Source organism: Microbulbifer jejuensis, from assembly GCF_047289955.1.
In the GTDB taxonomy this organism is placed as follows: Bacteria; Pseudomonadota; Gammaproteobacteria; order Pseudomonadales; family Cellvibrionaceae; genus Microbulbifer.
In genome coordinates this window covers 38,149-63,985 of the sequence record NZ_JBLBUB010000030.1, presented here as the reverse complement: position 1 = coordinate 63,985, position 25,837 = coordinate 38,149, and the positions used below count along the sequence as shown (strand labels likewise).

Sequence of the window (25,837 nt, the reverse complement as noted above, 5' to 3'; positions counted from 1 at the left end):
ACCCCTGGTCAACAACTAGCTGAGCCGCCTCCAGTTTGAACTCTGGGCTAAATTTTCTTTTTGTGCTGGTCATTTATTCACCTGATCTTCGTTGTGAGTGATGTTATCACCCAAAGTCAGGTGGCCAAATTTACTATGCCACTACAAAAGTATTTCAAGCGCTGGTAGTAGATCCGGACATGGAATGGGCTTTCATTGATGGAAGTTACGCTAAAGCACACCAACACAGCAGCGGTGCTGCCAGTGATCAGGATGAGGCGATAGGGAAAAGTCGGGCGGGGAACACAAGCAAAATCCATTTAGCGGTTGACGCTTACGGGCTTCCGGTTGCATTTGAGGTCACGGGTGGTCAGGTAAATGATTGCACGCAAGCTCCAAGCTTGATCGCCAAGATTGAGGGTGCGGAAACAATTGTCGCGGACAAAGGTTATGATAGCGAGGATCTACGGAAGCAGATTGCAGAACAGGGTGCCAAGGCAGTGATCCCTAGAAGGCGCAATTCTGTGAAAGGCAACGCGGATTTGGATAGGGGGCTCTACAAAAATCGGCATCTGGTAGAAAATGCTTTTGCACGATTGAAACACTACCGCGCGATTGCCTCACGTTTCGACAAACTCAAGAGGTGCTATCAAAGCACAGTAGCTATGGCTTGTGCCTTCCTATGGCTACCCATGTGAAACGGGAACAGCCCCTAGGCAGAAGCAACTGTTGTCGGAAGAGCATTTCAGCGTTGATGGCACCTTGATTCAGGCGTGGGCCTCGTAGAAAATTTTTCGTCGCAAGCAGGACAGCGACGACGATGAGGGCAGTGGCAGCAACAGCGAGCGGGACTTCCACAAGCAAAAGCGCAGCAATGAAACGCACGAATCGCGCACCGATCCAGAGGCTCGGCTGTACAAAAAATCCAAAGGTGCTGAAGCCAAGCTGGCCTATTTGGGTCACACCACCATGGAAAACCGTAATGGCCTGATCATACAGGCGGCGGTAACGCAAGCCAATGGCTGCGCTGAGCGGGAAGCAGCCGAGCAGATGCTGACGGAGCTGCCGGGCTCACGACGCAAAACCGTTGGCGCAGACAAAGGTTACGACACTCGGGGATTCGTAGCCGCCTGTCGTGGTGCCAATGTAACTCCGCATGTGGCCCAAAATACCAAGCGCCGCGGTGGCTCCGCTATTGACGGACGCACCACTCGGCACAGCGGATATCAAGCGAGCATGAAGGTACGCAAGCGAATTGAGGAGGGTTTCGGTTGGGGCAAAACCATTGGTCTGATTCGCCAAGTAAAAGTCCGCGGGTTAGCGCGGGTCAAGGAGGTATTTACCCTCACCTTTATCGGCTGGAATCTAACCCGAATAAGCAATTTACAAAGGGGATCCGCTTAATGGACGGAGAAGCAGCGAAAGTAGCGTTAAGGGGGCGTGTATTCAGCCAAAAGCCGATTAAAAATTCATCAAAATAGAACAAAGCAGCTCTTCCTCGAATTTTTTGGCTTGCTAGAAAATTTTTCTAAATAATACTTCCGGATTTCAATAGGCTGTTAGGTAGCACTTGATCATCCTCCTGGTAAAAATTCCCAACCGAGACCGTCTCATTTTCCATCACAGAAAAATAATCCACCTATGTAGTAACTATCCTGTCATTTTATTATTTACTGATAATATAGGACTACCCGCTTTAAGCGACTTTGACTGAATCCAAAACCCATTTGGTAAAATCAGTCGGAGCCAGGCTGCCAAGCCGTGAATGGCTGCGCAGGCGGTTATAAAAAATCTCGATGTACTCCCTGATAGCCGCCTGCTCCTCCGCCCGAATGACAAGGTGCACGATGGTACACAAACTCACTTTTCAGAGTCCCCAATAAACTCTTGCGTGGCGCATTGTCGGAACAATTCTCCTTACGCGACATTGAAAACACCACACCAAATTCCTGCTGTAAATCACGGTAAGATTGCGCAAAGTATTGGCTTCCCCGGTCTGTGTGCTGAAGTTGATGAAATATCCATGATTTATGGCCAGACACCGTTGAGGTGGTTTATAATTTCTATACCCGATAATTTACTATAATGGGAACTATAAATGACTAGAAAAATGTTTCAACTTTCTGCAATTCAAGTAGCACTTTTATTAACATTATCAGGTTGTGGGAGCGATAATGATTCGTCTGCTCCTGATCCTGCTCCTGCTCCTGCTCCCGTTGCCCAACCCGAACCCGAACCCGAACCCGAACCCGAACCCGAACCCGAACCCGAACCCGAACCCGAACCCGAACCCGAACCCGAACCCGAACCCGAACCCGAACCCGAACCTACTCCGGATACTCCGCCAACTGCGAGTAATGTAACTATAGATGGGGCAAAGCAATGGATTCCTGTATCTGGAGAACAATTGGGCAGCGATTCAGATGGTGATGCTTTAACCTATGGTTTTTCAGAAAATGGTGAGGCTATTAATCCAGTTGATGGCGTTTATACTTTTAGTCATGGTCAGCTTTCATTAAATGGCGATCAATTTGAATATACTTCAATCTCAGGACAAGCCGCTTCTATTGCTTATACTGTAACAGCAAATGGTGCTTCAGCCTCTGCGACCATTGAGATCATGAATGTTGCAAATGACCCTCTGGCGTATCAACAATGGCACCTACACAATACAGGCCAAAAAGCTTACGCATTAAGTGATCAAATGAAGCAAGGCCTTATCGATGATGAGGTTTATACAGTTGAGGAAGCTGATGCCCTATTTGAAAGACTTGAAGCCGAAGAGCTTATTGCTGGCGAAGACATGAATGTTGCAGCCGCTTATGCTCAAGGTGTCACTGGTTCCGGTGTGACAGCGGTTGTTGTAGATTCAGGCGTAGAAATTCGCCATGAAGACTTGATAGATAATGTATTACCAAATCGCTCTATCAACTTAAACGCATCAGCAGCTGACAGAACAGACCCAACGAGCACCTCCAATGACGGTGATCATGGTACTAGTGTAGCTGGCTTAATTGCAGCCAAAGGCTGGAACAACATAGGTAGCCGTGGTGTAGCCCCAGATACAGGGCTAATCGGTATGAACTTTTTAGGCGGTGATAAAATAGAGCAAACGGACCTATTGGCTCATGGGTTTCCGGGAAGTGGTATTTCTGCAGATGAAGAAATTTCAGCATTTAATCGTAGCTACGGCATTACCTACCCTAGTGCTATCGCACCCTCTGCTTTAGATGTAGCTATTGAGTCTTACCCGAATCTTATGCTTCGAGGTGGCAAAGGCACTTTGAACATGAAGTCCAGTGGTAATGCCTTTGACTCTGGAAGCAGCACTCTTGATGGTTCTTTCTGTGCTGATAATGGCGCTAATGATTTAGGCCTAACCTGCTACAACTCAGCGTTCCAGCCCAGTCACTCTCACCCATATTACTTGAATGTTGCAGCGGTGAACGCTGATGGTAAACATACAAGTTACTCAACAGCTGGCGCAAGCATAATGGTATCCGCTCCTGCCGGCGAATTTGGACGTTATCGGCCCGCTATGGTAACAACAGACCAAATGACCTGTATTAATGGTTATTCTGGCTTTAATGGTAGCGGCATAAGTTCGTTTACCGGAGCTTTTGGTGAAGCCTTTGCAATCAGCCAATTCCCATTCAATTATCCAGGCCACCCAGAGAACGCAACTTGTAACTATACTTCAACCTTCAATGGTACATCTTCTGCTGCGCCGAATGCATCAGGCGTTGTGTCTCTAATCTTATCAGCAAACCCAGAGTTGACCTGGCGGGATGTTCGGCATATTTTAGCTTCAACCAGCACTATAGTTGACCCTGAAAACGAAAAAGTTGAACTGCAAATTGGAGAAGGATCTTTTGTTGCTCACGATGGCTGGGTTGAAAACGCAGCTGGTTATCGCTTTAACAACCTCTATGGCTTTGGCCGAGTTGATGCAGGTGCATCTGTTGCTATGGCTTTAAATTACTCAGAGAGTCTTGGTGAGCAAATTATCACTGAATGGCAAGGTGTGGGATCCACCGCTGGTGAAGACGCCATGGAAGCGATTATTCCAGACAATAGTGCGACTGGCGTAAGCCAACAAATTGAAGTGGCGGAAGATATTATTATTGAAGCCATGCAGTTCGAGTTTGATGTCCGCAATGAAGATATGGGCGGCCCTCTTTTAAATGAGAGTCTATTAACCTCGGCTGGTAACGACTTAGCGCTTGAAGTGGTTTCCCCCTCAGGTACTAGAAGTGTTTTACTTTCTTCTAAGCAAGCATTATTAGATGCTTCATTTAGCTTCGCCGACGGGACTCTTAGCGTTGGCTACATCTTGGATGGTGCCGTAATCCTTTCTAATGCATTTTATGGTGAAAATGCTAAGGGAACTTGGACAATCAGAGCATTTGATACCGGTGAGACTAACATTGAGTTCTCAAACACGAGAAACCAGTGGGAGGCGACAGGTATGATAAATAACCCTGTAGAGAGTGTTCTAGAAGGTGTATCACTAAGAGCGTTCGGGCGTGCAGTTCAATAAGAAGGGTAATACAATGAAACTTAATACATTAATGATCTTAACTGCCGCACTGTGTTTATCAGGTATGGCGCAGGCCAGTGCTGTTGATAGCGTGGAAAAGAAAGATATAAAGGTCAAGCAGCTAAGAACGATATCCGAGGCAAGAGCGAACTCTGCTGAGTTTGGTATGTTTAAGGTTGAACGATCAATGGCAAGTGTCCCATCATCGATTGCTGCACCAGAACAGGTTGTTGCAGTTAAAGGGGAAATGGCCATCGTGAGTATCGATGCTGATGCAGCAAGAGATGTTGTTGCTAAAGGTACAATAGTACGAAATACACTGACCGATGAATTAACAACTTTAACTGGTAATATCACAATTTTATTAGGTGAAAATGTTAGCGCATCAGAAGTAGCAGCAGCCGCTGGCATGGAAGTAGTGTCGGTATTTCCCGGCACTGACATTGCCATCTTGAAAGTTAGAGAAGGCAATGACTTGTTGGAAGCTTTCAATGCGATAAGACAGTCTGGCTTGACGGTTGAAAGTCGAGTTGAAGTTACAGAGACTATGCACAAAGCACAATAGTTAAAACTTACCTAAATCAGTAAGTTTTATCTGAGACAGAAAAAGGGCATCATTTATAAGGTGATGCCCTTTTTATGTAAGCGATCAAGTGAGGTGGTAGAGGCGACGGTCACCCAGTCGCCCCCCCAGTTAGAACCCAGCGTGCGCTATTTACGCACTAGCAGGCTGTTGAAATCCGGAAGTATTATTTAGAAAAAGTTTCTAGCAAGCCAAAAAACACGAGGAAGAGCTGCTTTGTTCTATTTTGATGGATTTTTAATCAGCTTTTGGCTGAATACACGCCCCCTTAACGCTACTTTTGCTGCTTCTCCGTCCATTAAGCGGATCCCCTTTGTAAATTGCTTATTCGGGTTAGATTCCAGCCGATAAAGGTGAGGGTAAATACCTCCTTGACCCGCGCTAACCCACGGACTTTTACTTGGCGAATCAGACCAATGGTTTTGCCCCAACCGAAACCCTCCTCAATTCGCTTGCGTACCTTCATGCTCGCTTGATATCCGCTGTGCCGAGTGGTGCGTCCGTCAATAGCGGAGCCACCGCGGCGCTTGGTATTTTGGGCCACATGCGGAGTTACATTGGCACCACGACAGGCGGCTACGAATCCCCGAGTGTCGTAACCTTTGTCTGCGCCAACGGTTTTGCGTCGTGAGCCCGGCAGCTCCGTCAGCATCTGCTCGGCTGCTTCCCGCTCAGCGCAGCCATTGGCTTGCGTTACCGCCGCCTGTACGATCAGGCCATTACGGTTTTCCATGGTGGTGTGACCCAAATAGGCCAGCTTGGCTTCAGCACCTTTGGATTTTTTGTACAGTCGAGCCTCTGGATCGGTGCGCGATTCGTGCGTTTCATTGCTGCGCTTTTCCTTGTGGAAGTCCCGCTCGCTGTTGCTGCCACTGCCCTCATCGTCGTCGCTGTCCTGCTTGCGACGAAAACTTTTCTGCGAGGCCCACGCCTGAATCAAGGTGCCATCAACGCTGAAATGCTCTTCCGACAACAGTTGCTTCTGCCTAGCTATCTGCACCACTTCTTCGAACAGGGTGGGAATAATATCGTGGGCAAGCAGACGGTCACGATTCTTGCTGAAAGTGGAATGATTCCACACCTTATCATCGATACTGAGGCCAACGAACCAGCGGAATAATAGGTTGTAGCGTATCTGTTCCATCAGCTGGCGTTCACTACGCACGCTGAATAAAACCTGTAGAAGTAGGGCTCGCAGTAACCGCTCCGAGGGGATGGACTCCTTGCCGTTCGGTGCATAAGCGCAGTCGAGCAGCCAGTCGATACGCTGCAATGCCAAATTAAATTCCTGACGAATCTTTCTCAGTGGGTGGAATTTGGGGACAAATCCTTCCAGGTTAACAGTGGTGAACAAAGCTTCCTGCGTAATATCTGCACCGCGCATACACTATCTCATTGTGGGGTATCGGCCCAAGCATTGTACCAAAGCCAGTAAATACATGAGCCTATTTCAACAGCCTGCTAGGCTCAAGACAAAACCCTTCACGCAGTTATTGGCTGTAGAGTGTGTGGTAGATCCTCACTCTAGGTAACGGAAACAGACGCAAAAAGCGTCCAAACTTTTCCCAGTTGAACGATTTCCGCTGGCTGCGCCGATTGAGCCACTTGAATAGAATCCGCGTAGACTGGTAGAGGAATTGGCCAACACGCCTTGCATTGAAGCTCATACCGAAATAGCGGATATGACCAGCAAGCTTAGCACGGAAGATTTTCCATATAACAGCCAACGGTGCTCTATTCCTGACTTGGCGAGTCCATTGATTTACCTTCGTCAGCTTAGAGCGAACACGTTTACCGCTCGTTTAAACTTTCGGTATTGCACGGCCTTTGCGAGACCGTCCCAGGTGGAAAGTAAATCCGAGAAAATCGAATACACCTTGATTATTACCTTTTCGACACTCCGCTTTCGAGAACGAGACCAATTTGGTCTTTTCCTCATTCATTTTGAGATTGAATTTTGCTAGGCGCTTGATCAACGCCACTCTGATGCGCTCCGCATCCTTGTGTTCCCGACAACAGATGACGGCATCGTCAGCGTAACGAAACAATTCAACCCGCCTTCGACAGTGTCTTTTAGCAACCGTTTGGAATCAAGTATCAATCACATAATGCGCGTAAATGTTAGCAAGAACCGGACTGCAAATGCTCCCTTGGGGGACACCTTCATCGCTGATCGACAACTCGCCATCCGTTAACACGCCGGCCTTGAACATACGGCTGATGTACCGGATAAAACGTTTATCTTTGATCTTCTCACACAACATATCCTTGAGCATCTGGTGATCAATAGTTCCGAAAAAGTTGGATAAGTCAATGTCAATGACAGTGTCAACTTCATGGTGAAGAAGATGGGTACCCAAGGCTTGGATGGCATCGTGGCAACTTTTCTTTGGCCTGAACCCAAAGGAGCAGTCCAGGAAAAGTGGCTCGTAGATGCTCTCTAGTAATTTCTGGGTCATCTTCTGGATAAGTTTATCCTCGAAGTTACTGATACCCAACGGTCGCACTGCACCTGCTTGCCCTTCCTTGGGGATTAAAACTTGCCTGACCGGACTTGGCCGATATGACATGGTTTTCAGCTGCTGGACGATCCGGGGTAGATTCTCATCGAGGTTCGTTCCGTACATATCTTTACTTACGCCATCACTTCCAATTGCCTTCTTTCCTTTCAGCTCTTGAAAGCAGACTCTCAGTGATTCCACATTAAAGTGGTGCATTAAGCAGTGAAACGGCTTATTGACATCACTTTGAGATAGCTGCGTTATCCTCGTCAATTTCGTTGTCGCTGTATGTTGGAATTCTGGTGACCCCACAGCGTTTCCTCTCCGGGGTGGATTTTACCCACGGCCCTTCCCTCCGCAGGCGTTACCCCGCTTCAACAGTACTATGGCCGATCTGACTTCCAAATAGCCATCTCGATCTCCTCGCTGCTACACTTGTTGATCGATACTTCCATCCTGGAAGAGCTATTGGATCTCCCACGTTCACTTATTTACCTTTGCTACATGCCATATTCACCGATCCCGAAGAAGCTGCTAAAACCTGCCCTATATTGGGTTTAGCAATATTGCCTTCTAGACTACTAACACTATCGGCCTTCTCACAAAGGTCGGTTAACGGGACTCAATCACTTCAGCTTTCGCTTACGGCCTGCATCATTTCTGTCTACGCTTAACCCCGGTCGTTACCTTCCGACGCTCAAGACTCGATACAGAGTATGGCGGGTCACCACTTTCTCAGGCAGCACTTTCAGCTGCAGGTAAATTAGCGCTTCGTGGCGCACTAGTAGTTCAGACTTGATCTGATAGTTACCGGTTTTTCTGACGGTGGTCTGTCAGGTCAGGTTCAGTTCACGAACTTTTCCATCCAGATCTTTTTGCCATCTTCAAGCGTTTGTACAGGCGTACGGCCACAGCACTTCTTGCCTTGGTGGGTTCGTTCATTATTGTAATAATTGAGCCATTCGTCTAGATCCATCTGTAGCTCCTCCACCGAGCCATAAATCTTGCGTCGTAGTGACGGCTGATAAAACTCCTGCAGAATAGTCTTGTGAAATCGCTCACAGATACCATTCGTTTGTGGGTGCCGGGCTTTTGTCCTCGTATGCTCAATCTCATTCACGCTCAAATACAGCTGATAATCATGCTGCTCCAGTTTGCCACAGTACTCGGTGCCGCGATCAGTCAGGATACGCAGCACAGGTAGCTCATGCGAAGCGTAGAATGGCAGCACACGGTCATTCAGAAGGTCTGCTGCAGTGATTGGCGTCTTTGTTGTATACAGCTTGCAGTGCGCCACTTTTGCGTAGGTGTCAACGTAGGTCTGCTGGTATACACGTCCAACGCCTTTGAATGTCCCAACGTAGAAGGTGTCCTGGGAGCCCAGGTAACCAGGATGTTGAGTCTCAATTTCGCCGCAGGCTTCGTCATCATGGCGTTTGCGTTCCAGAGCCTGAACCTGTGATTCAGTGAGAATCAGACCTTCCTTTGCCACTTTGGCTTCCAGGGCTTTCAGGCGGAGTCTGAAGTTAGCCAGGTCATGCCGTAACCAGATACTGCGAACCCCGCTAGACGACACAAAGACACCGCGCTTACGTAGCTCATTGGATAGCTGTTGCCCAGGGCGAGCAGGGCAATAATCTTGCGCTCCAGCTCGTCGGTAAGCTGGGTTTGATGCTTCTTGACGATCTGTGGTTCGAAGGTGCCGGCGCGGTCCCGTGGTGTCTGCAGCTCGAAGCTGCCCGTCGGGCTTTGCATGGTCTTGGGTGTATGGCCATTTTTGCGGTTGGGCTTGTCCTCGCCGGCGAGGTGCTCCTCCAGCTCCGCGCTCATAGCTGCTTCGGTAAGCTGTTTGATCAGAGGCGTCAGGATGCCATCTTTGCCGCTGAGGTCTTTGCCCTCACGCAGCGCCTTGACAGCAGCATCCATACCTGCAAACCGACGATTACGTTGGCTATCATGCCGTGGGCACAGAACAGGGTATTACCCACCTCGGCTGCTGGGCACATGCACGGCGCAAATTTGTCGAAGCGCAAAAGGTTGCCGGTGGTAAAACCAGCAAGCCAAAAGGTAAAAAGCAGCTGAGCAAAGTCGACATCGCCCTCAACTACATTGGCCACCTATACGGCATAGAACGCAAAGGGCAGCGCCTCACCGCGGATGAAAGATACCGGCTTCGTCAGAAAGAAAGCCTGCCGGTGCTGGCCAAAATACATAACTGGCTTGAAAAAACACTACCAAAAGCACTGCCAAAAACCGCCCTTGGAAAAGCGCTCGGATATCTACACAAGAATTGGAAAAAGCTCTTGGTTTACACCGAAGATGGAAGGCTCAATATCGACAACAATATCGCAGAAAATGCCATCCGTCCGTTTGTGATCGGTCGCAAGAACTGGCTGTTCAGTGATACCCCAGAGGAGCCAAGCCCAGCGCTGCACTATATGGGCTAATCGAAACAGCTAAAGCCAATGGGCTTGAGCCCTACCATTACCTGCGCCGAGTTTACACCGACTTACCGCGAGCGCAGACCGTCGGGGAAATTGAAGCCCTGTTGTCCTGGAATCTTCAGAGCGCGACGGAAGTAGACCTGTAGAGTGAATCAAGGGGTGGCGTTACTTGATCTGTATTAGTTCAGACTTGATCGCTTACCTTGCTGCCACGCACCTCGCCGTTTGCAGAGCACCATGACAGTGTCTTGAGAAGCAACTAAGGTAACCCTATAAGTGGCGGCTGCCGGGAAACCCGGACCCCGGTACTTTGTCCAATGGTATCCCTTGCTGTATGATTTACTGTCAATGAAACACGCTCCATCCAGATTTCGAACCAGACTGGCCGCGCTGGCGACCCTGCTCCTGCTAATATTCCAGGTCCAGGCCGTGTTGGCCTGTGAAATGATGGATCGCCCGGCACCGGCGGCAGTCTGCTGCTGTGACCATACGGCCGCAGACTCCGAAACCCCGATGGACTGCTGCGAGTTTGAAGCCCAGGTTTCCCTCAAAACACCCTTGGATGATCACCAGGCAGCCCTCACCACAGCTCCCCTGACGCTCGAACTGCCGCAGTTTGCACCGCCGCCAAGTTACCAATGGCCGCAGATACTGGCCCCGCCCGTGCCACCCGGTGTCACCGGCCCCATTTCTCACCTCCCCCATCCCGGCAACGGCACCTGGCTGGATACCCTGCGCCTGCGTATTTGATCGCTCCCTTTCTCTGACACCCAATGTCCCCACCACCATTTGAGTGCGCGGGGTTTCAGAATCATTGTCCGAGGAGCGAACCTTGACTGCCAACAACCCCGCTGCTGCCCTCAGCAGACAAAAGACCACAATCACCTGGCGCACCGGCAAAAGAACCCTCTCCAGCCAGGGAGGGAAAGTATGAACCGCCCTAAAAGCATTGGCTACCTGGCCTTGGGCCTTATGCTTGCTGCGGCGGCAGGGGCCTTTTACTGGAAAGACCGCTTCCCACTGACGGTAAATACAGCGGCGGAATTTATCCAGACCGGCCCCTTCCAGGTTGCAGTATCCATCGACCCACTCAAACCCCGTGCAGGCAGAAACCAGATACGTATCGAAGTTCGGGATTCACAGGGCAATCCGGTAGCCGGTGCCCAGGTGCGCGCTGTGGCGGAAATGCCCGCCATGGGCGCCATGCCGGCGATGCGGACCCAAGCGGCATTCAGTGAGACAGCCCCCGGCGTTTTTCAGGGCGAAATGGAACTGGCTATGGTGGGTGCCTGGCCAATGGTGGTGGATGTGGCTACCGGCCACGATCAACACGTGGATCTCTCCTTCGACATGAGTACCAACCGCAAGGGGCTGCGCCTGAAGTCGGCACCCCAGGCTTCCGATGCGGCCTATTACACCTGTGCCATGCACCCTTCGGTCAAATCCGCTGAGCCTGGAACCTGCCCCATTTGCGGTATGGATTTACAGCCGGTGCGTCACGGGGAGTTAAACAGCAACAGCCTTGTAGTGGAAAGTGCCAGGCGCCAGGCCATCGGTATCAGAACCGGCATGGTGGAACGCAAGCCCTTCTCACTGCCTGTGCACCTGCACGGCCAGGTGACTTATGATGAAACCCGCCTGCGCGATATCAGCCTCCGCTTCGATGGCTGGATCGGCGATCTGGATGCGGACTTCGAGGGCAAACAGGTCAACCGTGGCGAAGTACTGTTTACCGTGTACAGCCCCGAGCTGCTGGCAGTGCAGGACGAATACCTGAAAGCCCATCGCCGGGGCGATGCCCTCGAACAGGCAGCGCGCAGGCGTTTGCTGCTGTGGGGGCTTTCCGAAGCACAAATTGACTGGCTGGCAGAGCAGCAGAAAGCACAGGACTATGTACCGATCTTTGCCCCGGCCAGCGGGGTGATTATCGAGAAACATATCGTCGCCGGCTCCTCCTTTGAAAAAGGCAAGAACCTGCTGCGGATAGCCGATTTAAGCCGGATATGGATTGAAGCCCACGCCTACGAAGATCAGCTGCCCCTTCTGCAAATCGGTATGCCTGCCAAGGTGCGTCTAACCAATGTGCACCACCGGGAGATACCGGCCACGCTTACCCAGATAGACCCCTTCCTCAACCACAGCAACCGCAGCGCACGCCTGCGTGTCTCGCTACCCAATGCCAATGGTGAACTGCGCCCCGGTTTGTTCGCGAACATCCTGCTCAGTGCCGAGCTGGGTAATCAACTGGTAGTGCCGCGGGATGCCGTGCTGATATCCGGCAACAAACGCATTGTATTTCGCGATCTGGGGCAGGGCCGCCTGGAGCCGGTTCAGGTCCGCACAGGCTACGGTGACAGCGACCAGATTGTGATCCGCTCCGGCCTTCTGGCCGGGGACAGGATAATCACTTCCGGCGTTTTTCTGATCGCTGCGGAAAGTCGTTTGAAGTCGGGGGCGCAGCAATGGTAACTCCCGAATCGAAGGGTCTGATTGCACGCATTATCGGCCTCTGTGCCGGCAAACCTGGCATTACCCTGGTCCTTGTGGCCATAGCCGCACTGGCAGGCTACCGCACACTGATAAACATCCCCCTGGATGCCATCCCGGATTTATCCGATGCCCAGGTTATCGTGATGACAGAGTGGCCCGGTCGCAGCCCTGACCTAGTGGAGGACCAGATTACCTACCCTCTCTCCACCGCGCTGCTGGGCCTTCCCAAAGTCAAATTTGTACGGGGCCAGAGTTTCCTCGGGCTCAGCTTTGTCTATGCCATTTTTGAAGATGGCACCGATATCTACTGGGCCCGATCGCGGGTTCTGGAGTATCTGAACCAGGTGGCAGACCAGCTACCAGAGGATGTACAACCCACCCTGGGCCCGGATGCCACCGGTGTGGGATGGGTATTCCAATACGCTCTGGTGGATCGCAGCGGCAGGCACGACCTGCAGGAACTGCGCGCCCTGCAGGACTTCAAGCTGCGTTACTGGCTCACTTCGGTAGCCGGTGTTGCCGAGGTGGCCTCCATTGGCGGCTTCGAGAAGGAGTATCAGGTTCAAATCGACCCCTACCGCCTGGGGATGTTCAATATCCCCCTGGGCAAAGTGGTCGAAGCCATCCGCCGTAGCAATAACGATACCGGCGGGCGTGTATTGGAAATCGCCGGTCACGAACACATGGTGCGCGGCCGCGGTTATATCCAAGGCGTCGAGGATCTTGAGCAAGTCGTCATCGGTGTCAACGCGGCAAATATTCCCGTGACTCTCAACCAGGTTGCCGATATCAGCCTGGGACCGGCCATGCAGCGCGGTATTGCCGAACTTGATGGCGAAGGGCAGACCGTGGGCGGTATTGTCATCATGCGCTACGGGGAAAATGCCCTCAAAGTGATCGAACGGGTCAAGCAGCGTATCGAGGAAATCAGGGCCGGCCTGCCCGAGAGCGTGGAACTGGTCGTGACCTATGATCGCTCCAACCTGATCAACAGCGCCATCGACAACCTCAAAAACACCCTGCTGGAGGAAATGCTGGTGGTCGCAGCGGTGATTGCGCTGTTCCTGCTACATGCCCGCTCCGCACTGGTAGCGGTCATCACCCTGCCCATCGCCGTGCTGCTGGCTTTTATCCCCCTCTCCATCCAGGGGTTGACTGCCAATATTATGTCCCTCGGCGGCATCGCCGTGGCTATCGGTGCGATGGTGGATGCGGCTGTGGTGATGGTGGATAACATCCACAAACAGCTCGCATCAAACGCTGGTAAACCACTCTCTGCAGGGGAACGCAGACAATTGATCGTCGGCGCCATGCAAGAGGTAGGCCCGAGTATTTTCTTCTCCCTGGTGATTATCACGGTTTCCTTCCTGCCGGTATTCGCATTGGAAGCCACCGAGGGCCGCCTATTCAAACCCCTCGCGTTTACCAAAACCTACAGCATGGCCTTCGCCGCGCTGCTCGCCATCACCCTGATTCCGGCCCTGGCAGTATTGTTGATGCGCGGTAAAATCCGCAGCAACGAGAACCCGATTACGCGCGTGCTGGTGAAAACCCTGCAGCCCGCGATCCACTATTGTATCCGGCAGCGCAAAGTGGTTGCCGCTTTGTCACTGTTGGCGCTAGTCTCGGTGGCCTACCCCATCAGCAGGCTTGAGAGTGAATTTATGCCGCCGTTGAATGAAGGCAGCATTCTCTATATGCCCACAGCCCTGCCCGGCATGTCCGTGACCGAGGCGGGCAAGGTGCTACAGCAGATGGATACCGAACTGAAGCGGTTCCCAGAGGTGGAACGGGTATTCGGCAAGATCGGGCGTTCCAACAGCGCAACCGATCCGGCGCCACTCTCCATGGTCGAAACCGTGATCACCCTAAAACCAAAAAGCGAATGGCGGCCGGGCCTTAGCTGGGATGATCTGCTGGCGGAAATGGATGAAAAGCTGCGTTTCCCCGGCATGCCCAATATCTGGTGGATGCCGATCCAAACACGCACGGAAATGTTGGCTACCGGCATTCGCAGTAAGCTCGGCATCAAGGTATTCGGGGATAGCCTGGAGGGAATCGAACAAACTGCCCTGGCGATTGAGGCCGCCTTGCGCAGCGATGAGCGCACGGCAGTGGAAACGCGCAGCGTCTTTGCCGAACGGCTTACCGGTGGTTACTTTCTGGACTTTGATATTGATCGCACAAGGGCTTCCCGCCACGGCCTCAACATCCAGGACATCGAGGATGTGATTTCCGCTGCCGCCGGCGGTCTCGCCGCCACCCAAACTATTGAAGGACGCGAACGCTACGATGTCCTGGTACGCTACGCCCGCGATTACCGCGATACCCCGGAGCAACTGGAACAAATATTGGTGCCGGCATCTGACGGTGCCCAGATACCATTGAACCAGTTGGCAAACCTCAATTACCGCACGGGCCCACCGATGATTCGTAACGAAGATGGACAACTGGTGGGGCTGGTATTTGTCGACCTGAAAAGTGGAGTCGCTGTTGCTGACTATGTGAGCCGCGCCCGGCAAGTGGTTGCGGATCAGGTCACCCTTGTACCCGGCCAGCGCATTGCCTGGGCCGGCCAATACCAGTATCTGGAACGCGCCAAATCCCGCTTGCAATGGCTGGTACCACTGACGCTACTAGCCGTTTGCTTCCTGCTTTATCTGCATCGCGGACGCCTGGCTGACACACTCTTTGTACTTACAGCCATGCCCATGGCCCTGATCGGCGCCTTCTGGCTGTTGTACCTGCTGGAATACAAACTGAGCGTTGCTGTGTGGGTTGGTATGATTGCCATGGCGGGGCTCGCGGCAGAAATGGGACTGTTGATGCTGCACTACCTGTCTGTTGCGGAAAGCGCTTCGACTGATTCCGTGCCCGATCCTGACGACTCCACCAGATATGTAGCCCAAGCCGCAGCCGGCCGCATTCGCCCGATGCTGATGACCAGCCTTACCCTGCTGATTTCTTTAGTACCGGTCATGGTCTCCGACGGTACTGGCGCAGATGTCATGAAACGCATTGCCGCACCCATGGTCGGGGGCACGGTAAGCGCGCTGCTGTTTGTACTGCTGGTGATGCCCGGGATATTTTTCCAATGGCAGAGGAGAATCCCCCATCGGGAAGATAGCCATAACCCTTAAAAATCCCCAACTGGATCTGGTTGCCCTTGCGGTACCCATCCGCAGTCACTGGGCAAACCAGCCAGGTGGTGATGCCCTTTCATCGAGCCGGTAATCCAATTGATCTTTGAATTTCCGGTAAATGGCGCTGCGCAGTGAGGGACAAATTGCGCAGCTAGTCCCAGAGCCAATACCGTTTGGATTGTGATTCCGGAGCTTCGAGTAGAACCCAGATACTTCAACTGTGAACTTTGGACGAGCAGTTTTGGCAGTCAAAAAAAACCAGGGCATGGACAGAATACTCAATGTCGTGGCTACCCGAGTATGTCTGAACCACTTATTTACTGGATTTATTGTAATTTTTACTATGGGCTTATTTGGTAACGACTTTTTAAGTGTATTTTTTACAGGTCATATTAATGTGCTTCCTAGATTAATATCGCGACCCTTTGTCCCGGCTGGAGTACATCTTTCAAGCGCTTAGGCGCTCCCTAAGCTGAGGCTGATTGTTTGCTGGTAACACGTATGCACCTGTAAGCTCCCGTGTTGTCCAATCGATAACTTGTCAGATTTCCTGCTAAACATATGATGCTTGTCAGATTACTCACTCTTCCACTGCTGCTGATTACGCTCGCCCAAGGCACGCACAGCTATGAATTGCTGTATACCGCAAAGATTGAGCCCGATACAAAACTGGCCCATATCAGTATCGAATTAAGCGGCGAACAGCTGCCCAATAAACTCACCCTCAACCTGGAGTCGGGCCGCTACAAGAACCTGTCAAGCAGACAGCCATTGGTGATTGAGGAAAATAGGGCTATCTGGCATCCCACTGGCCCCAAGGCAAAACTCAGCTACAGTTTTATCATCGATAACCAAAGAAATAACGGCAGTTATGACTCGCGGATTACCGAGGACTGGGCAATACTCCGTAGCGACAGGCTGATTCCCCCCATTTCAACAAACGGCAAGGGCCACGCCAATGCCCGCTTACAGCTACAACTGCCCAAGCACTGGTCTGCCGCCCTGCCCTATCCGAAGGTTGACGAGCACCTGTACCAGCTGTCGGACCTAAATCGCCGATTTGTACGCCCCAAAGGCTGGATGATCGTGGGAAAAATCGGCAGCCGCCAGGACTGGATCGCCGGTACTTCCACCTCGGTTTCCGGCCCCCTGGGAGAAAATATTCACCGCCAGGATGCTCTCGCGTTTCTCAATTGGAGCCTGCCGGAAATCAAGAAGGTCTTTCCTCTATTTCCTGACCGTTTGCTGATTGTAACGGCCCGTGACCCCATGTGGCGTGGAGGGCTTTCCGGCCCCCGCTCTCTGTTTATGCATGCAGATCGACCATTGATCAGTGCAAACCGCACCAGCAGCATGATCCATGAGCTGATCCATGTGGCCACAGGTATCCACGGCGACGACCAGAGCGATTGGATCGTCGAAGGCCTGGCTGAATTTTACTCTCTGGAAATTCTGCGCCGCTCCGGGGGAATCAGTGAAATCCGCTATCAGGAAGCGATGGACAAACTGATGGAATGGGGGCAAAAAGCACCAACCCTGCTGGTGAAGCGCTCCTCCGGTCCAGTTACTGCCCGTGCTACGAATGTAATCATGACGCTGGATAAAGAAATTCGTGCAGTTAGTGGCGGAAAGGCGAGTATTGACGATGTGGCCCGGGAACTGGCCCGCACCAGGGGAGAGGTGACCCTTGATCGCTTTAGAGCGCTGTCGGAAAAAGTAGCTGGACAGCCAGTGAAGACACTGGCAATCGGGAATCTCACCGGCAAGGGGCGCTGATCAGCTAAAAAACAGCAAGCACCCACAAAAAAAAGCCCTGACGACGGGGGGGAGAGCGTCAGGGCCAAGACCATTAGGAGTGAAACTTGGAGGATTTCATCCTTGCTACACATCGGGCAATTACCAGTATGGAGCGCCCTTCTGACGTTACTAAACACGTTTTGGGGGGGAGACGTGTTAGCCAGATAAAAACAGTATCGGACACCAGTGAAAGATTTCCAGCAACCAAAACCTCAAATCTAGAACAAATAGAAATAGGTTTATTGGCAACATCGCTAAAAGTTATTATGTCAATTACCCTAACGCACTAAGAGGGCTTTAATTCAGTTTTTTCATATAGACACAAACAATGCTTGACTAAGCGGCGACAGCCCCTAGAATAGCCCCCCTCATATAGTCACGTGTACGTAACTATAAGAAAACGCTAGGATTTTTCAGTTTTATCCGATAAAATCCGGCATGTTTGGGTTCCGTATCTGGCGGAATAATAGGCTAGGTGGCAGAGTGGTCATGCAGCGGACTGCAACTCCGTGTACGCCGGTTCGATTCCGACCCTAGCCTCCATTTTCATTTCATTGAGGTGAAATTTATGGATAAAGTGCTGAGCGAAAGACCAAAGCCCCTCGCAGAGTACCTATCCGCTTGGTTACCAACACCGGTGGGCTCAAGGGATTCAAGAATCCATAATAAATCGCTCTAAATCAATAAGTTCAGCTTTTTGTGATGGCTTTCGGTACATTCTTACCCCAGATAACAATATCTATCCGGCCCGAGTGGTGAAATTGGTATACACAAGGGATTTAAAATCCCTCGGCTGTCATGGCCATGCCGGTTCGAGTCCGGCCTCGGGCACCAATAAAATCAAGTACTTAGCGAGAAATTTGTAATTCCTCCCCAGTGATGGAGAGGGAAATCTCGCCAAAGTGTCAACAAAGTGTCAACGCACGTTTCACCCCCCCCTACCCTCTGGTCTGATCTCATACAAAACTTCTCTCACCTGCTGGAAAACCCCGTGGTTACTGGCTTTCGGCCATTTTGGCCTGTGAAAAATCTCTTCACTTCTCTTCAAAAGTGTTCATTTTGTGAAATCTCGAAAATCGCTACAGCCCACGGCTGGCGGGGGTTTGCGGTATTTTCCAATTTCACTGGGTAAAGGAAAGCCTAAAACCGGCAGGCGTGGGGAGGAGTGATCGCAGGCCCTTTTCCGCGTTCAAAAAATATACAGATCAATGCATGCCAGCTGATTAAGTGCCTGAATTATCTTGAGTTTGTCGCTTCCAAGGCAAAAAGCGGCAGCACTGTTGGCCTTGCCATGTGATGAAGAAAATTGAAAACCCAGGATGGTCATTAGGAGACAGGATCTGGCAGCTTTGTGGGCCGAACAATAGCGAGGGTTGTCTTGCGAGGTTCAGGTCAGGAAAGCTCCTGCTGTTCACCAGAGTATTCCGTAGAGGTCGCTCTTACCACCGGCCTCACCGTCAGGGGATGCCCGGCATACTCGATATGCGGGTGCAGGTAGGGCTCAAAGGGGGCGGTGTCCTCCCCGCCGTTCAACCATTGCGCAACAAAAGTCTTGTCCGCGGGTGCGATCATGGGCAGGGATTTCTCGTGATATTGCCTGGTCTTCGGGTGTGCCCCGAGGGTGATGATGGCGCAACTCAGTAGATTGCCCCAGATCTTGTACAGACCACAGAAGAAAAAAGGCTGGCCGTAACTGAACTCCACCGGGTTCTTACCGTGCTGGCTTTCCACCCAGGCGGTGGCGGGGATCAGGCAGCGGGATTTGCGGTACTCGGGGCGCTTGCCTAGCTTCTGCCAGTTGCTGTTGATCGACCAGTATTTACGGTGCGGCTTCCAATTGTCGCCGTCGCGCTCCAGATACAGGTGCCAGATTGCGGCTTCCACTTCCGGTTCCCCATGCCGGGCAGTGACAATGGAAACATCCTGGGTGGGCCGCCTGCGGCGGCCATACAGCATGCGTTTCGGATGGTGTACTCCGTACTCCTTCAGGAAGCGCTCCATGCCGGCGTGATTGGCCACGCCAAATACACTACACATCGATATCGCCTCCCCTGTCACTGTCATGGTTTCCGGGCTCTTTCGCCAACCGAATACTCTTCATAACAGCCCGGCGAAGCTCCAACCCCTCCGTGATGGCTGCACGCAGATTGCAGCCTACAGCAGCAGAATAGGTGCCATGATAATCCAGGTAATTCAAAAGCCGTATCTGATACATTGGCTGGTTGTCATGAATAGAAGGCCGACGGCTGATTACAATCGGCTCACCATCGATAATTATAGTCTTGGGTCGCATACCTATCCCTTACAGCAGACTGTATACATATACAGTATAAGCATGCATATCAACGCTTTGTCAAGCTGTCTACGCACCCCCGGCAATTAGCAATTGCGGACCGTGATTTCGCGGTATAGTTTAATAAAGATACAAAAGCCCAAAACCGGCAAGCGTGGGGAGGAGTGGCCGACAGCGCTTTTCTTCGCTCAAAAAATGTGCAGACTTGTATGTGCTAACGTGTTAGCACGCTGAATTATTTCAGTTTTCGGGAAGAATGAGCAATCTGTCATAGCGTGTATATTTATTCCCTTTTCTGGCTCCTGTATTCTTTTCTTTCAGTGATAGCAGAGCAGGGACAGCAATGGGACATTACGAACAGCCAAAACCTTACTATCTAAAAGACCGCCGCGAGGTGGCCATTGATATGTTCGCTTCAAAGCAGGATATCACCAAGGCGGACTATATGGCCCTAAAGGTCGTTGAGCAGGTTGAAGAAACCCTCGACAAATACCGTCAAGAAGCTGTCACCATGTCAAGGAAGGAGCTGAGGAGCGAAGAACACGACTCTGCCCGTCTCGGAAAATTCATGGAAAAAAATGGGAAGCCTCACCCCGGTGGGAATTGTGATGCCCATGCAATAGTTTCTGGGGCACACCCAAAAGCCACTCGGCAAAGAGGTATCCTGGCTCGAGTCAGTATCAGGATAGATGATATAAGAAATGGAACTTGGCTCCCAAGGAGAACGGCTGATACTCCACATCCCAAAATGCCAAGTGCTGTGCCCCACTCCCGAATACACAGGAATGGTTATTACCAATGGCTTGGACTTGAGTTCGATACTCTGGACGTAAGCAACCTTACCGGACAGGCTGTAGAAACTCTTCTTAAGGGAATAGAGTATGATCTGAAGTTCTCTAGTTTTCCCAGCTTTGTGATGCTGCCTGCAGATAAACTCTAGGCTTAAGAAACACTATGAAAATCTATCAAGTATTTGAAGATTATGATAACTACATGACCGTGTACTTCGATCCTGATGAGGTTGAAGATAAGCGCGGGGATGATGATTTTATCATTTTCACACAGCCGCAGTCGTACACTAATGACTGGGTACCGCTGGAGTTGAGTATAAAGGTATGTGATTCTTCTCCTGTGATTCCTACACTTTCCAAGTGGCAAAACTACCTCGTACTTCACGAAGCAGCCTACAAGATTCTTGAAGATATGCTGAAATCCTTCGGGGAGTTTCTTCCTTGCACATACCAAGGAGCCAAGTTTTATCTATTCAATCCACTAACAATCGCTGAAGACCTTGACGCAGTAGTGCCCGGCTCTGTAAAAAGAAAAGGCAACTTACTTTCCGGCATTGCGTTTGATGAAAATAAGCTTAAAGAGGTGCCTGTCTTCAGGACTAAGGAATCCTATATCAGCATTTACTGCACCAGTGCCTTTAAAACTGTGGTTGAATCTGAAAAGCTTGACGGTCTGCTATTCAGTACAAATCTAACTCACTATTAACACGGAAGAACATCCAATAGGTGGACCCAATCGGCAAGGTCTGTTGACCTCCTCCCCGTCCTTTAGGGGGGGGGCATAAAAATATTTACATGAGGAGAAGACTAATGAGGCTACAAATTGCAATTTTGGCACCAGTTATTTTAATGTTTTCTGGATGTGCTAGCTTTGAAGCCATTTCAGCGGGTCAAATTGGCTGCGTTCCTGAGGCAATTGCAATATCAGAAAAAAAGCGAGGTTGGATCTCAACGACTTGGATTGCGACATGCAACAATAAACGGCATATTTGTAGCTCATTTCAGACAGGCGAAAAAACACGTCAAGTTAACTGTACAGCTGAACAAGAATAAGACCTGCACTAACAAACTCTGTCCAAACTTACTTTCTTGACGTTTGACACCCCCCAGCTAGTTCGCTGGGGGAGGATGTCAAATCAACTTATCATTTATATCCAAAATCGAGAGAATTCTTGTATTCTTTTGCTGCCACGAATTACAACCCACTGGATAGCCAGATGAGTATTTATCCCCCCACATTTATTCAAAATAATTCCAGCAAGCACAAAAGATTGCCTACTCATCAAACAAGAAAAACCCATGTTAGCATAGTCGCGCAACCAACGTGCCAACACGGGCAATTCAAGGAGACATCATTATGCCTTTAAATAAAAATCGGTTTCAAACTTTGATGATCGATGATGATGATAATGGCGACAAGGACTTGTATTCAAACCGGGGCCAAAAGCCTGATAACGAGCAAAAACCACCGGAATCCGACAAGCCGACACCCGATAAGGATTAACGCTTTTTCTTCAGGTAACGCACTTCTACATACCTGACTTCCCGGCTGGGGATGTAGGTTAAGTTGTCTCCCCAGCTGTCGCTGCGCACAGATTCCACCGTTTTCCAGTTTTCCCAGTCCGGTTTTTTCTTCCGGTTTACATAGAGGGCAATATTGCCGGTCTGATCCGTCTCAAAAAGCCGCACCGCGGCATTGTCAAAATCCTGCACCGCATCACAACACAGTTTTGTCCCGTCCATCATCGTCACAACCATCTGCGTGGGCCAGATACCGGTATCCTGCTGCAGGCGGTTCCACAATGATCCCTGGCTATTGTCGGTTGTGAGTCTCAGCCTGTAGAGTAATTCAAAGTACCATTTCCGACCCCATCTCCGCCAAAGTAGCCCAGCTCCCCAGCAAACACTGGCTGCGGCCAGGGCCGCAATGATAAAAACCCAGGCGAAGCTCGATAACTCCTGCTGCACATAGTAAAACACCAGCCAGCCGATCAGGCCGTACACCAGTATGCCGTACAGCAATTCATCCTTGCGCTCCCCTTCCCTGAACCCCTGATTGGCCACCGTATAACCGATATAACCAGTCACCAGAACAAGTTGGACATAGACGGGCAACTCTATCAGTTTATCCACCATGACTTTTCTCCTTGTTTATGCCTTCATCCCATCAAGCTTGTTTTTTATTGCCTCGGTATCCGCACTGGCGGAGTTATAAGTGCCGGCACTTTCTGGGGCCTGGGTCTTGCCACTGCCGGGCGTGACACCCAGGTGGGTATGGGTAGCCAGGTCGTCGGCCAGGGTTTTGACCACGCCCATCAGGTCGCTCAGCAGCTGCAGCACATTGTCGGCGGTGTTACCCAGCCAGAGGGTGCCACCCGGTTCCACCTTGATCACCTGTTTGAGTTTGGCGATGCGCTCGGCAATATTGCCCACGCGCTCTTTCAGATCCCGCCCCACAGTCACATTAATATCACTGGCGGTGGTGAGATTAAGATTATCCAGCGCAGACAGATTGGCACTGCCACCAGACAGTAACCGCAACGCGCCCAGGGCTTCAATCAGTTTTATCCCTGCCACCGCTTCCATGGAATGCTGGCGCACCTGGCGGTGTTCATTGTCGCAGTCTGTATGCAGTGCGGCCGCTTCGGTTGTTTTCTGCAGCGCGCGCTCGCGGATCTCGCCGTGGGTTTCCCGGTGCCAGGTTGCATTGGCATCCACCTTTTGCCGCACGGTGTCGCTCTGCTGCCAGACTAAGTCCTCGCGATCCAGTGCCGGTACACCCTGGCCCCGGCACAGCACCGTGCGGATAAACGGCTGGTCCGGGCGGCCATAGGCAAAGGCCAGCTCCACCAGGGTACCCGGCTGCGGAAAACCAAAAGCCCCGCGCTCATTGCCGGCAAAGTGCAGCGGCAGCGGTACGCTGCGAAAAATGGGGGTCTGCTTTTCCGCCTTGCCTTCGCTGTTCAGCAGTTGCACATCCACCCCGTAACGCGGCCGAAACGCTTCCGCCAGCTCCGGCTGTTCCGTGGGGTCACTGATGGCCACTATGCGGGCCAGCAGCGGCAGATGCAGGCCGCTTTTCAGTTCCGGGTAGACGCGCTCCAGCAGCCGTTTTATTTGTGCTTCCACGGGTCCGCGCTCCAGGTCAGGTTCATAAAATTACCGGCCAGCGCAACCCCGGTAACATAGTCATTATTGAGCAACACTCCGGGGCGCAGCCAGGGGATGCAGGCCACGCGGGCGCGGTTGGCAATGCCAAAATTCGTGGCGAAGCCCGCGGGCAGTGGCAGCGGCCGCCCGGCCCAGTGGCTGTGGGTCCAACTGCCCACAAACACCTGGCCGTCGCCCTGCTGCTGCCATAACAATTGCGGGATACCAAACACCCGCGCCAGCTGATCCATCAGCCAGTAGCCGCTGCCGGCACTGTAAAAAGCCGGGGCCTTGATCTGGGTATAAGCACCGGTGCCGATCACAAAGCGCAGCCCGGTCACCGCAGACACCAGCCCCAGCACGGCGGCCAGGGTGACATTGCGCTGGGCCAGGGGTACCCGTTGCGCCAGCGCGGCGTTCAGCTCGCGGCAGTGCAGTTTCTGGCGGGTGTTGTCCACCCCGGTGCAATGCACCACATAACCGGTAAAAAACCGCTGCAGGCGCTGGGGGTTGTAGCCCAGGTCCAGCTGCACCAAACCCTGCAGCGGTCGGCGGCTGCGCACGGTAAAGGCCGCGCGTCCGGGGGTAAACAGATCCAGGCGCACATCGTCGTCCACCAGCGCCAGGGGCTCGCCGCTGACGGTGAGGTGTTTATGCAGTCGCACCGCTCGGGTCCCCGCTGTCTGGCTCCGGCGCCAGGGCATCGTCGGCCCATTTCAGCACCTGTTCAAAGCCGGTATAGGTTTCTCCCTCCACTGGGATTGCTGCACCGGTTGGCGCAACCGGTTCGCCGTCGCTGCTCTGGGGCGCAGCGGTTTGGGTCTGCTGGCGCTGCTCCACTTTTTCCGGCACGGATAAATATTCAGACAGGGTAAAGGTCACCCGCCAAGCGTGTTTGCCGGGTATTTCCCGCGCAGTGAAACTTTCATTGAATTGCACCTGACGAATATTCATGGCCCGCGCGGTATCGTCCACAATATCGAACACGGTGAGCTTGCCCTTGTCATCCACGGATTCCGCCTGGCGCAGCAGCCCGTTCAACTCCTCCCCCTGATCAAATGGAATCACCAAGGAAACGCTCAGGGATTTGGCCTTGATGCCGTTCTGGGCGCGGTCGGTGCTGCTGGTGTTGCCACCGAGGGATTCCGTTTCGATGCGCAGTACCCCGTTCACCACCAGTTCCGAACCGGGCACGGTAAAGGCGTTGAGTCTCATAATCCGAACAGCTCCTGTAAGGGCGCGAGGGCGCCAACCGGAGCGGCAAACAACAGCGCCGCGCAAAATACATGATCGTGATCGAAGGGGTGCGCCGCCTGGATTTGCCCGGCGATCTGGCGGGGACTGCCGCTGGCGTACAGGCAGTGGGTCATACCGCGCCCGTTGAGATCGGCCACCAGGGTTTCGGTGGCTGCGCGCACCGCGTCCAAATGCTGTTGTTTTTTCTCGGCCAGGGTGTGCAGCTCTGCCAGCGGATCGGTATTTTCCAGAGCATAGCCCATGGCGCTGGCGATCTCTGCACCGATCACCTGTGCTACGCTGCGGGCGGTGTGCAGTTGTGTCAGTCGGCGCGGCTGCCAATGGCCCCCCAGGGGCGCGCCGGGCAGTTGGGACTTTTCCGATTCCAGGCGCAGCAGCTGCTGCGTGCGCCTTTCGGCCTGACACAGTTCCGGCAGGGGCAACCACTGGCACAGGGTGTGTAACCCGGTGGCGAAGGTGCCCAGGGTCTGTGTTGCCAACAGCACCGCAACGGCCTCCAGCGCGCCGACCGGCTTGTTGCGGTCCCAGGCATCCCCCAGCTTGGCCGCCAGCGCCCGCTGCGCGTTGGGGGCGGACAAATGCCGGCTGTAGCTGTGGCCCTGGCCCACGCCCTCCTGGTAGGGATGCACCACCAGCAGGTGCAGATCCGCACCGAACAGTGCCCGCAGGGTATTGTCAAGCGCAGCACTGCCCGCTGCCGTTGCCGCGGTGGGGTTTTTGACAAAAGCCGCTTCCACACTGTGCAGCCGCGACCGGGCCGTGTCGATTTCACTTCGCCCCTGTGCCAGTGCAGCCGCGACAATCCCGTCGCGCAGGGCTTTGGCCGCGGGGGGAAATTGGATCGCCGGGTGTTGCCAGGGCATGCCGGT

20 protein-coding genes, 2 tRNA genes and 6 pseudogenes are annotated in these 25,837 nt (G+C 52.3%); 16 read left to right on the top strand and 12 right to left on the bottom strand.

Annotated elements, in window-relative coordinates; genetic code table 11:
- Positions 1 to 146 precede the first annotated feature (146 nt).
- A pseudogene (locus ACL7TT_RS17370) lies at positions 147 to 677 on the top strand (IS5 family transposase); the annotation flags it as partial.
- Positions 678 to 699: 22 nt separating this feature from the next.
- Positions 700 to 1,383 (top strand): annotated as a pseudogene (locus tag ACL7TT_RS17365) (IS5 family transposase); the annotation flags it as partial.
- A 292-nt stretch (positions 1,384 to 1,675) separates the two neighbouring features.
- On the opposite strand, the pseudogene ACL7TT_RS17360 reads toward ACL7TT_RS17365, so the two are convergent.
- Positions 1,676 to 1,988: pseudogene (locus ACL7TT_RS17360) on the bottom strand (IS3 family transposase); the annotation flags it as partial.
- Positions 1,989 to 2,077: 89 nt separating this feature from the next.
- Here ACL7TT_RS17360 and ACL7TT_RS17355 point away from each other — a divergent pair.
- Positions 2,078 to 4,519 (top strand): S8 family serine peptidase, encoded by a 2,442-nt coding sequence (locus ACL7TT_RS17355; RefSeq protein WP_413397292.1) that lies wholly within the window; start codon positions 2,078 to 2,080, stop codon positions 4,517 to 4,519.
- Between the two features lie 13 nt (positions 4,520 to 4,532).
- On the top strand, positions 4,533 to 5,084 hold the full coding sequence (locus tag ACL7TT_RS17350; RefSeq protein WP_413397290.1) for a hypothetical protein: 552 nt from the start codon (positions 4,533 to 4,535) through the stop codon (positions 5,082 to 5,084).
- 316 nt (positions 5,085 to 5,400) lie between these two features.
- Here the strand turns inward: ACL7TT_RS17350 and ACL7TT_RS17345 are convergent, their stop codons facing one another.
- The 4 genes and pseudogenes from ACL7TT_RS17345 to ACL7TT_RS17330 all read right to left on the bottom strand — a co-directional run.
- Positions 5,401 to 6,486, bottom strand: coding sequence for an IS5 family transposase (locus tag ACL7TT_RS17345; RefSeq protein WP_413397288.1), 1,086 nt, complete (start codon positions 6,484 to 6,486; stop codon positions 5,401 to 5,403).
- A 418-nt stretch (positions 6,487 to 6,904) separates the two neighbouring features.
- A pseudogene (locus ACL7TT_RS17340) lies at positions 6,905 to 7,672 on the bottom strand (reverse transcriptase domain-containing protein).
- 775 nt (positions 7,673 to 8,447) lie between these two features.
- A pseudogene (locus ACL7TT_RS17335) lies at positions 8,448 to 9,212 on the bottom strand (integrase core domain-containing protein); the annotation flags it as partial.
- Positions 9,209 to 9,529 (bottom strand): annotated as a pseudogene (locus tag ACL7TT_RS17330) (transposase); the annotation flags it as partial. The pseudogenes ACL7TT_RS17330 and ACL7TT_RS17335, both read right to left, overlap by 4 nt.
- Positions 9,530 to 9,564: 35 nt before the next feature.
- Between ACL7TT_RS17330 and ACL7TT_RS17325 the strand changes: the two are divergent.
- The 8 genes from ACL7TT_RS17325 (at position 9,565) to ACL7TT_RS17290 (ending at position 18,311) form a co-directional block, all read left to right on the top strand.
- Entirely contained in the window at positions 9,565 to 10,050 is a 486-nt protein-coding gene (locus tag ACL7TT_RS17325) for an IS66 family transposase (RefSeq protein ID WP_413397286.1), read from the top strand.
- Positions 10,050 to 10,193 carry a transposase domain-containing protein gene (locus ACL7TT_RS17320; RefSeq protein ID WP_413397296.1) on the top strand — a complete coding sequence of 48 codons (144 nt, stop codon included), beginning with the start codon at positions 10,050 to 10,052 and terminating at the stop codon, positions 10,191 to 10,193. The genes ACL7TT_RS17325 and ACL7TT_RS17320 overlap by 1 nt, the downstream gene beginning before the upstream one ends.
- Before the next feature lie 202 nt (positions 10,194 to 10,395).
- Positions 10,396 to 10,797: a hypothetical protein gene (locus ACL7TT_RS17315; RefSeq protein ID WP_413397285.1), complete on the top strand. Its 402-nt coding sequence runs from the start codon at positions 10,396 to 10,398 to the stop codon at positions 10,795 to 10,797.
- 180 nt (positions 10,798 to 10,977) lie between these two features.
- A complete protein-coding gene (locus ACL7TT_RS17310) occupies positions 10,978 to 12,516 on the top strand; it encodes an efflux RND transporter periplasmic adaptor subunit (RefSeq protein ID WP_413397283.1) in 1,539 nt (512 codons plus the stop codon).
- Complete coding sequence (locus tag ACL7TT_RS17305; protein ID WP_413397282.1) at positions 12,510 to 15,677, top strand: efflux RND transporter permease subunit; 3,168 nt, start codon at positions 12,510 to 12,512, stop codon at positions 15,675 to 15,677. The genes ACL7TT_RS17310 and ACL7TT_RS17305 overlap by 7 nt, the downstream gene beginning before the upstream one ends.
- Before the next feature lie 564 nt (positions 15,678 to 16,241).
- Positions 16,242 to 17,456, top strand: a complete 1,215-nt coding sequence (locus tag ACL7TT_RS17300) for a hypothetical protein (RefSeq protein ID WP_413397280.1) — start codon at positions 16,242 to 16,244, stop codon at positions 17,454 to 17,456.
- Between the two features lie 490 nt (positions 17,457 to 17,946).
- Positions 17,947 to 18,020, top strand: a tRNA-Cys gene (locus ACL7TT_RS17295).
- Positions 18,021 to 18,223: 203 nt separating this feature from the next.
- A tRNA-Leu gene (locus ACL7TT_RS17290) sits at positions 18,224 to 18,311 on the top strand.
- Between the two features lie 558 nt (positions 18,312 to 18,869).
- Here ACL7TT_RS17290 and ACL7TT_RS17285 read toward each other — a convergent pair.
- Together ACL7TT_RS17285 and ACL7TT_RS17280 are read right to left on the bottom strand one after the other, a co-directional pair.
- Positions 18,870 to 19,514 (bottom strand): SOS response-associated peptidase family protein, encoded by a 645-nt coding sequence (locus ACL7TT_RS17285; protein WP_413397278.1) that lies wholly within the window; start codon positions 19,512 to 19,514, stop codon positions 18,870 to 18,872.
- Positions 19,507 to 19,770: a hypothetical protein gene (locus ACL7TT_RS17280; RefSeq protein WP_299948086.1), complete on the bottom strand. Its 264-nt coding sequence runs from the start codon at positions 19,768 to 19,770 to the stop codon at positions 19,507 to 19,509. Before ACL7TT_RS17280 ends, ACL7TT_RS17285 begins: the two co-directional genes overlap by 8 nt.
- A 343-nt stretch (positions 19,771 to 20,113) precedes the next feature.
- On the opposite strand from ACL7TT_RS17280, the gene ACL7TT_RS17275 reads away from it, so the two are divergent.
- The 4 genes from ACL7TT_RS17275 to ACL7TT_RS17260 all read left to right on the top strand — a co-directional run bounded on the left by ACL7TT_RS17275 (position 20,114) and on the right by ACL7TT_RS17260 (position 22,065).
- Positions 20,114 to 20,710 carry an AHH domain-containing protein gene (locus tag ACL7TT_RS17275; RefSeq protein ID WP_299948088.1) on the top strand — a complete coding sequence of 199 codons (597 nt, stop codon included), beginning with the start codon at positions 20,114 to 20,116 and terminating at the stop codon, positions 20,708 to 20,710.
- 14 nt (positions 20,711 to 20,724) lie between these two features.
- On the top strand, positions 20,725 to 21,267 hold the full coding sequence (locus ACL7TT_RS17270) for a hypothetical protein (RefSeq protein ID WP_413397275.1): 543 nt from the start codon (positions 20,725 to 20,727) through the stop codon (positions 21,265 to 21,267).
- Positions 21,268 to 21,371: 104 nt separating this feature from the next.
- Positions 21,372 to 21,614, top strand: a complete 243-nt coding sequence (locus tag ACL7TT_RS17265) for a hypothetical protein (RefSeq protein WP_413397273.1) — start codon at positions 21,372 to 21,374, stop codon at positions 21,612 to 21,614.
- Between the two features lie 304 nt (positions 21,615 to 21,918).
- Positions 21,919 to 22,065: a hypothetical protein gene (locus tag ACL7TT_RS17260; RefSeq protein WP_413397270.1), complete on the top strand. Its 147-nt coding sequence runs from the start codon at positions 21,919 to 21,921 to the stop codon at positions 22,063 to 22,065.
- On the opposite strand, the gene ACL7TT_RS17255 is transcribed toward ACL7TT_RS17260, so the two are convergent.
- From ACL7TT_RS17255 to ACL7TT_RS17235, 5 genes are read right to left on the bottom strand one after another with little or no spacing between them, the layout of a single operon-like run.
- The gene (locus ACL7TT_RS17255; protein ID WP_413397268.1) at positions 22,062 to 22,697 is read right to left on the bottom strand and encodes a hypothetical protein; all 636 of its coding nucleotides are present in this window, start codon (positions 22,695 to 22,697) and stop codon (positions 22,062 to 22,064) included. The two genes, ACL7TT_RS17260 and ACL7TT_RS17255, sit on opposite strands and share 4 nt — an antisense overlap.
- 15 nt (positions 22,698 to 22,712) lie before the next feature.
- Positions 22,713 to 23,690: a hypothetical protein gene (locus ACL7TT_RS17250; RefSeq protein WP_413397266.1), complete on the bottom strand. Its 978-nt coding sequence runs from the start codon at positions 23,688 to 23,690 to the stop codon at positions 22,713 to 22,715.
- On the bottom strand, positions 23,675 to 24,376 hold the full coding sequence (locus tag ACL7TT_RS17245; protein WP_413397264.1) for a hypothetical protein: 702 nt from the start codon (positions 24,374 to 24,376) through the stop codon (positions 23,675 to 23,677). The genes ACL7TT_RS17250 and ACL7TT_RS17245 overlap by 16 nt, the downstream gene beginning before the upstream one ends.
- A complete protein-coding gene (locus tag ACL7TT_RS17240; RefSeq protein WP_413397262.1) occupies positions 24,363 to 24,926 on the bottom strand; it encodes a baseplate complex protein in 564 nt (187 codons plus the stop codon). The genes ACL7TT_RS17245 and ACL7TT_RS17240 overlap by 14 nt, the downstream gene beginning before the upstream one ends.
- The gene (locus ACL7TT_RS17235; protein ID WP_413397260.1) at positions 24,923 to 25,831 is read right to left on the bottom strand and encodes a hypothetical protein; all 909 of its coding nucleotides are present in this window, start codon (positions 25,829 to 25,831) and stop codon (positions 24,923 to 24,925) included. The genes ACL7TT_RS17240 and ACL7TT_RS17235 overlap by 4 nt, the downstream gene beginning before the upstream one ends.
- Positions 25,832 to 25,837 lie beyond the last annotated feature (6 nt).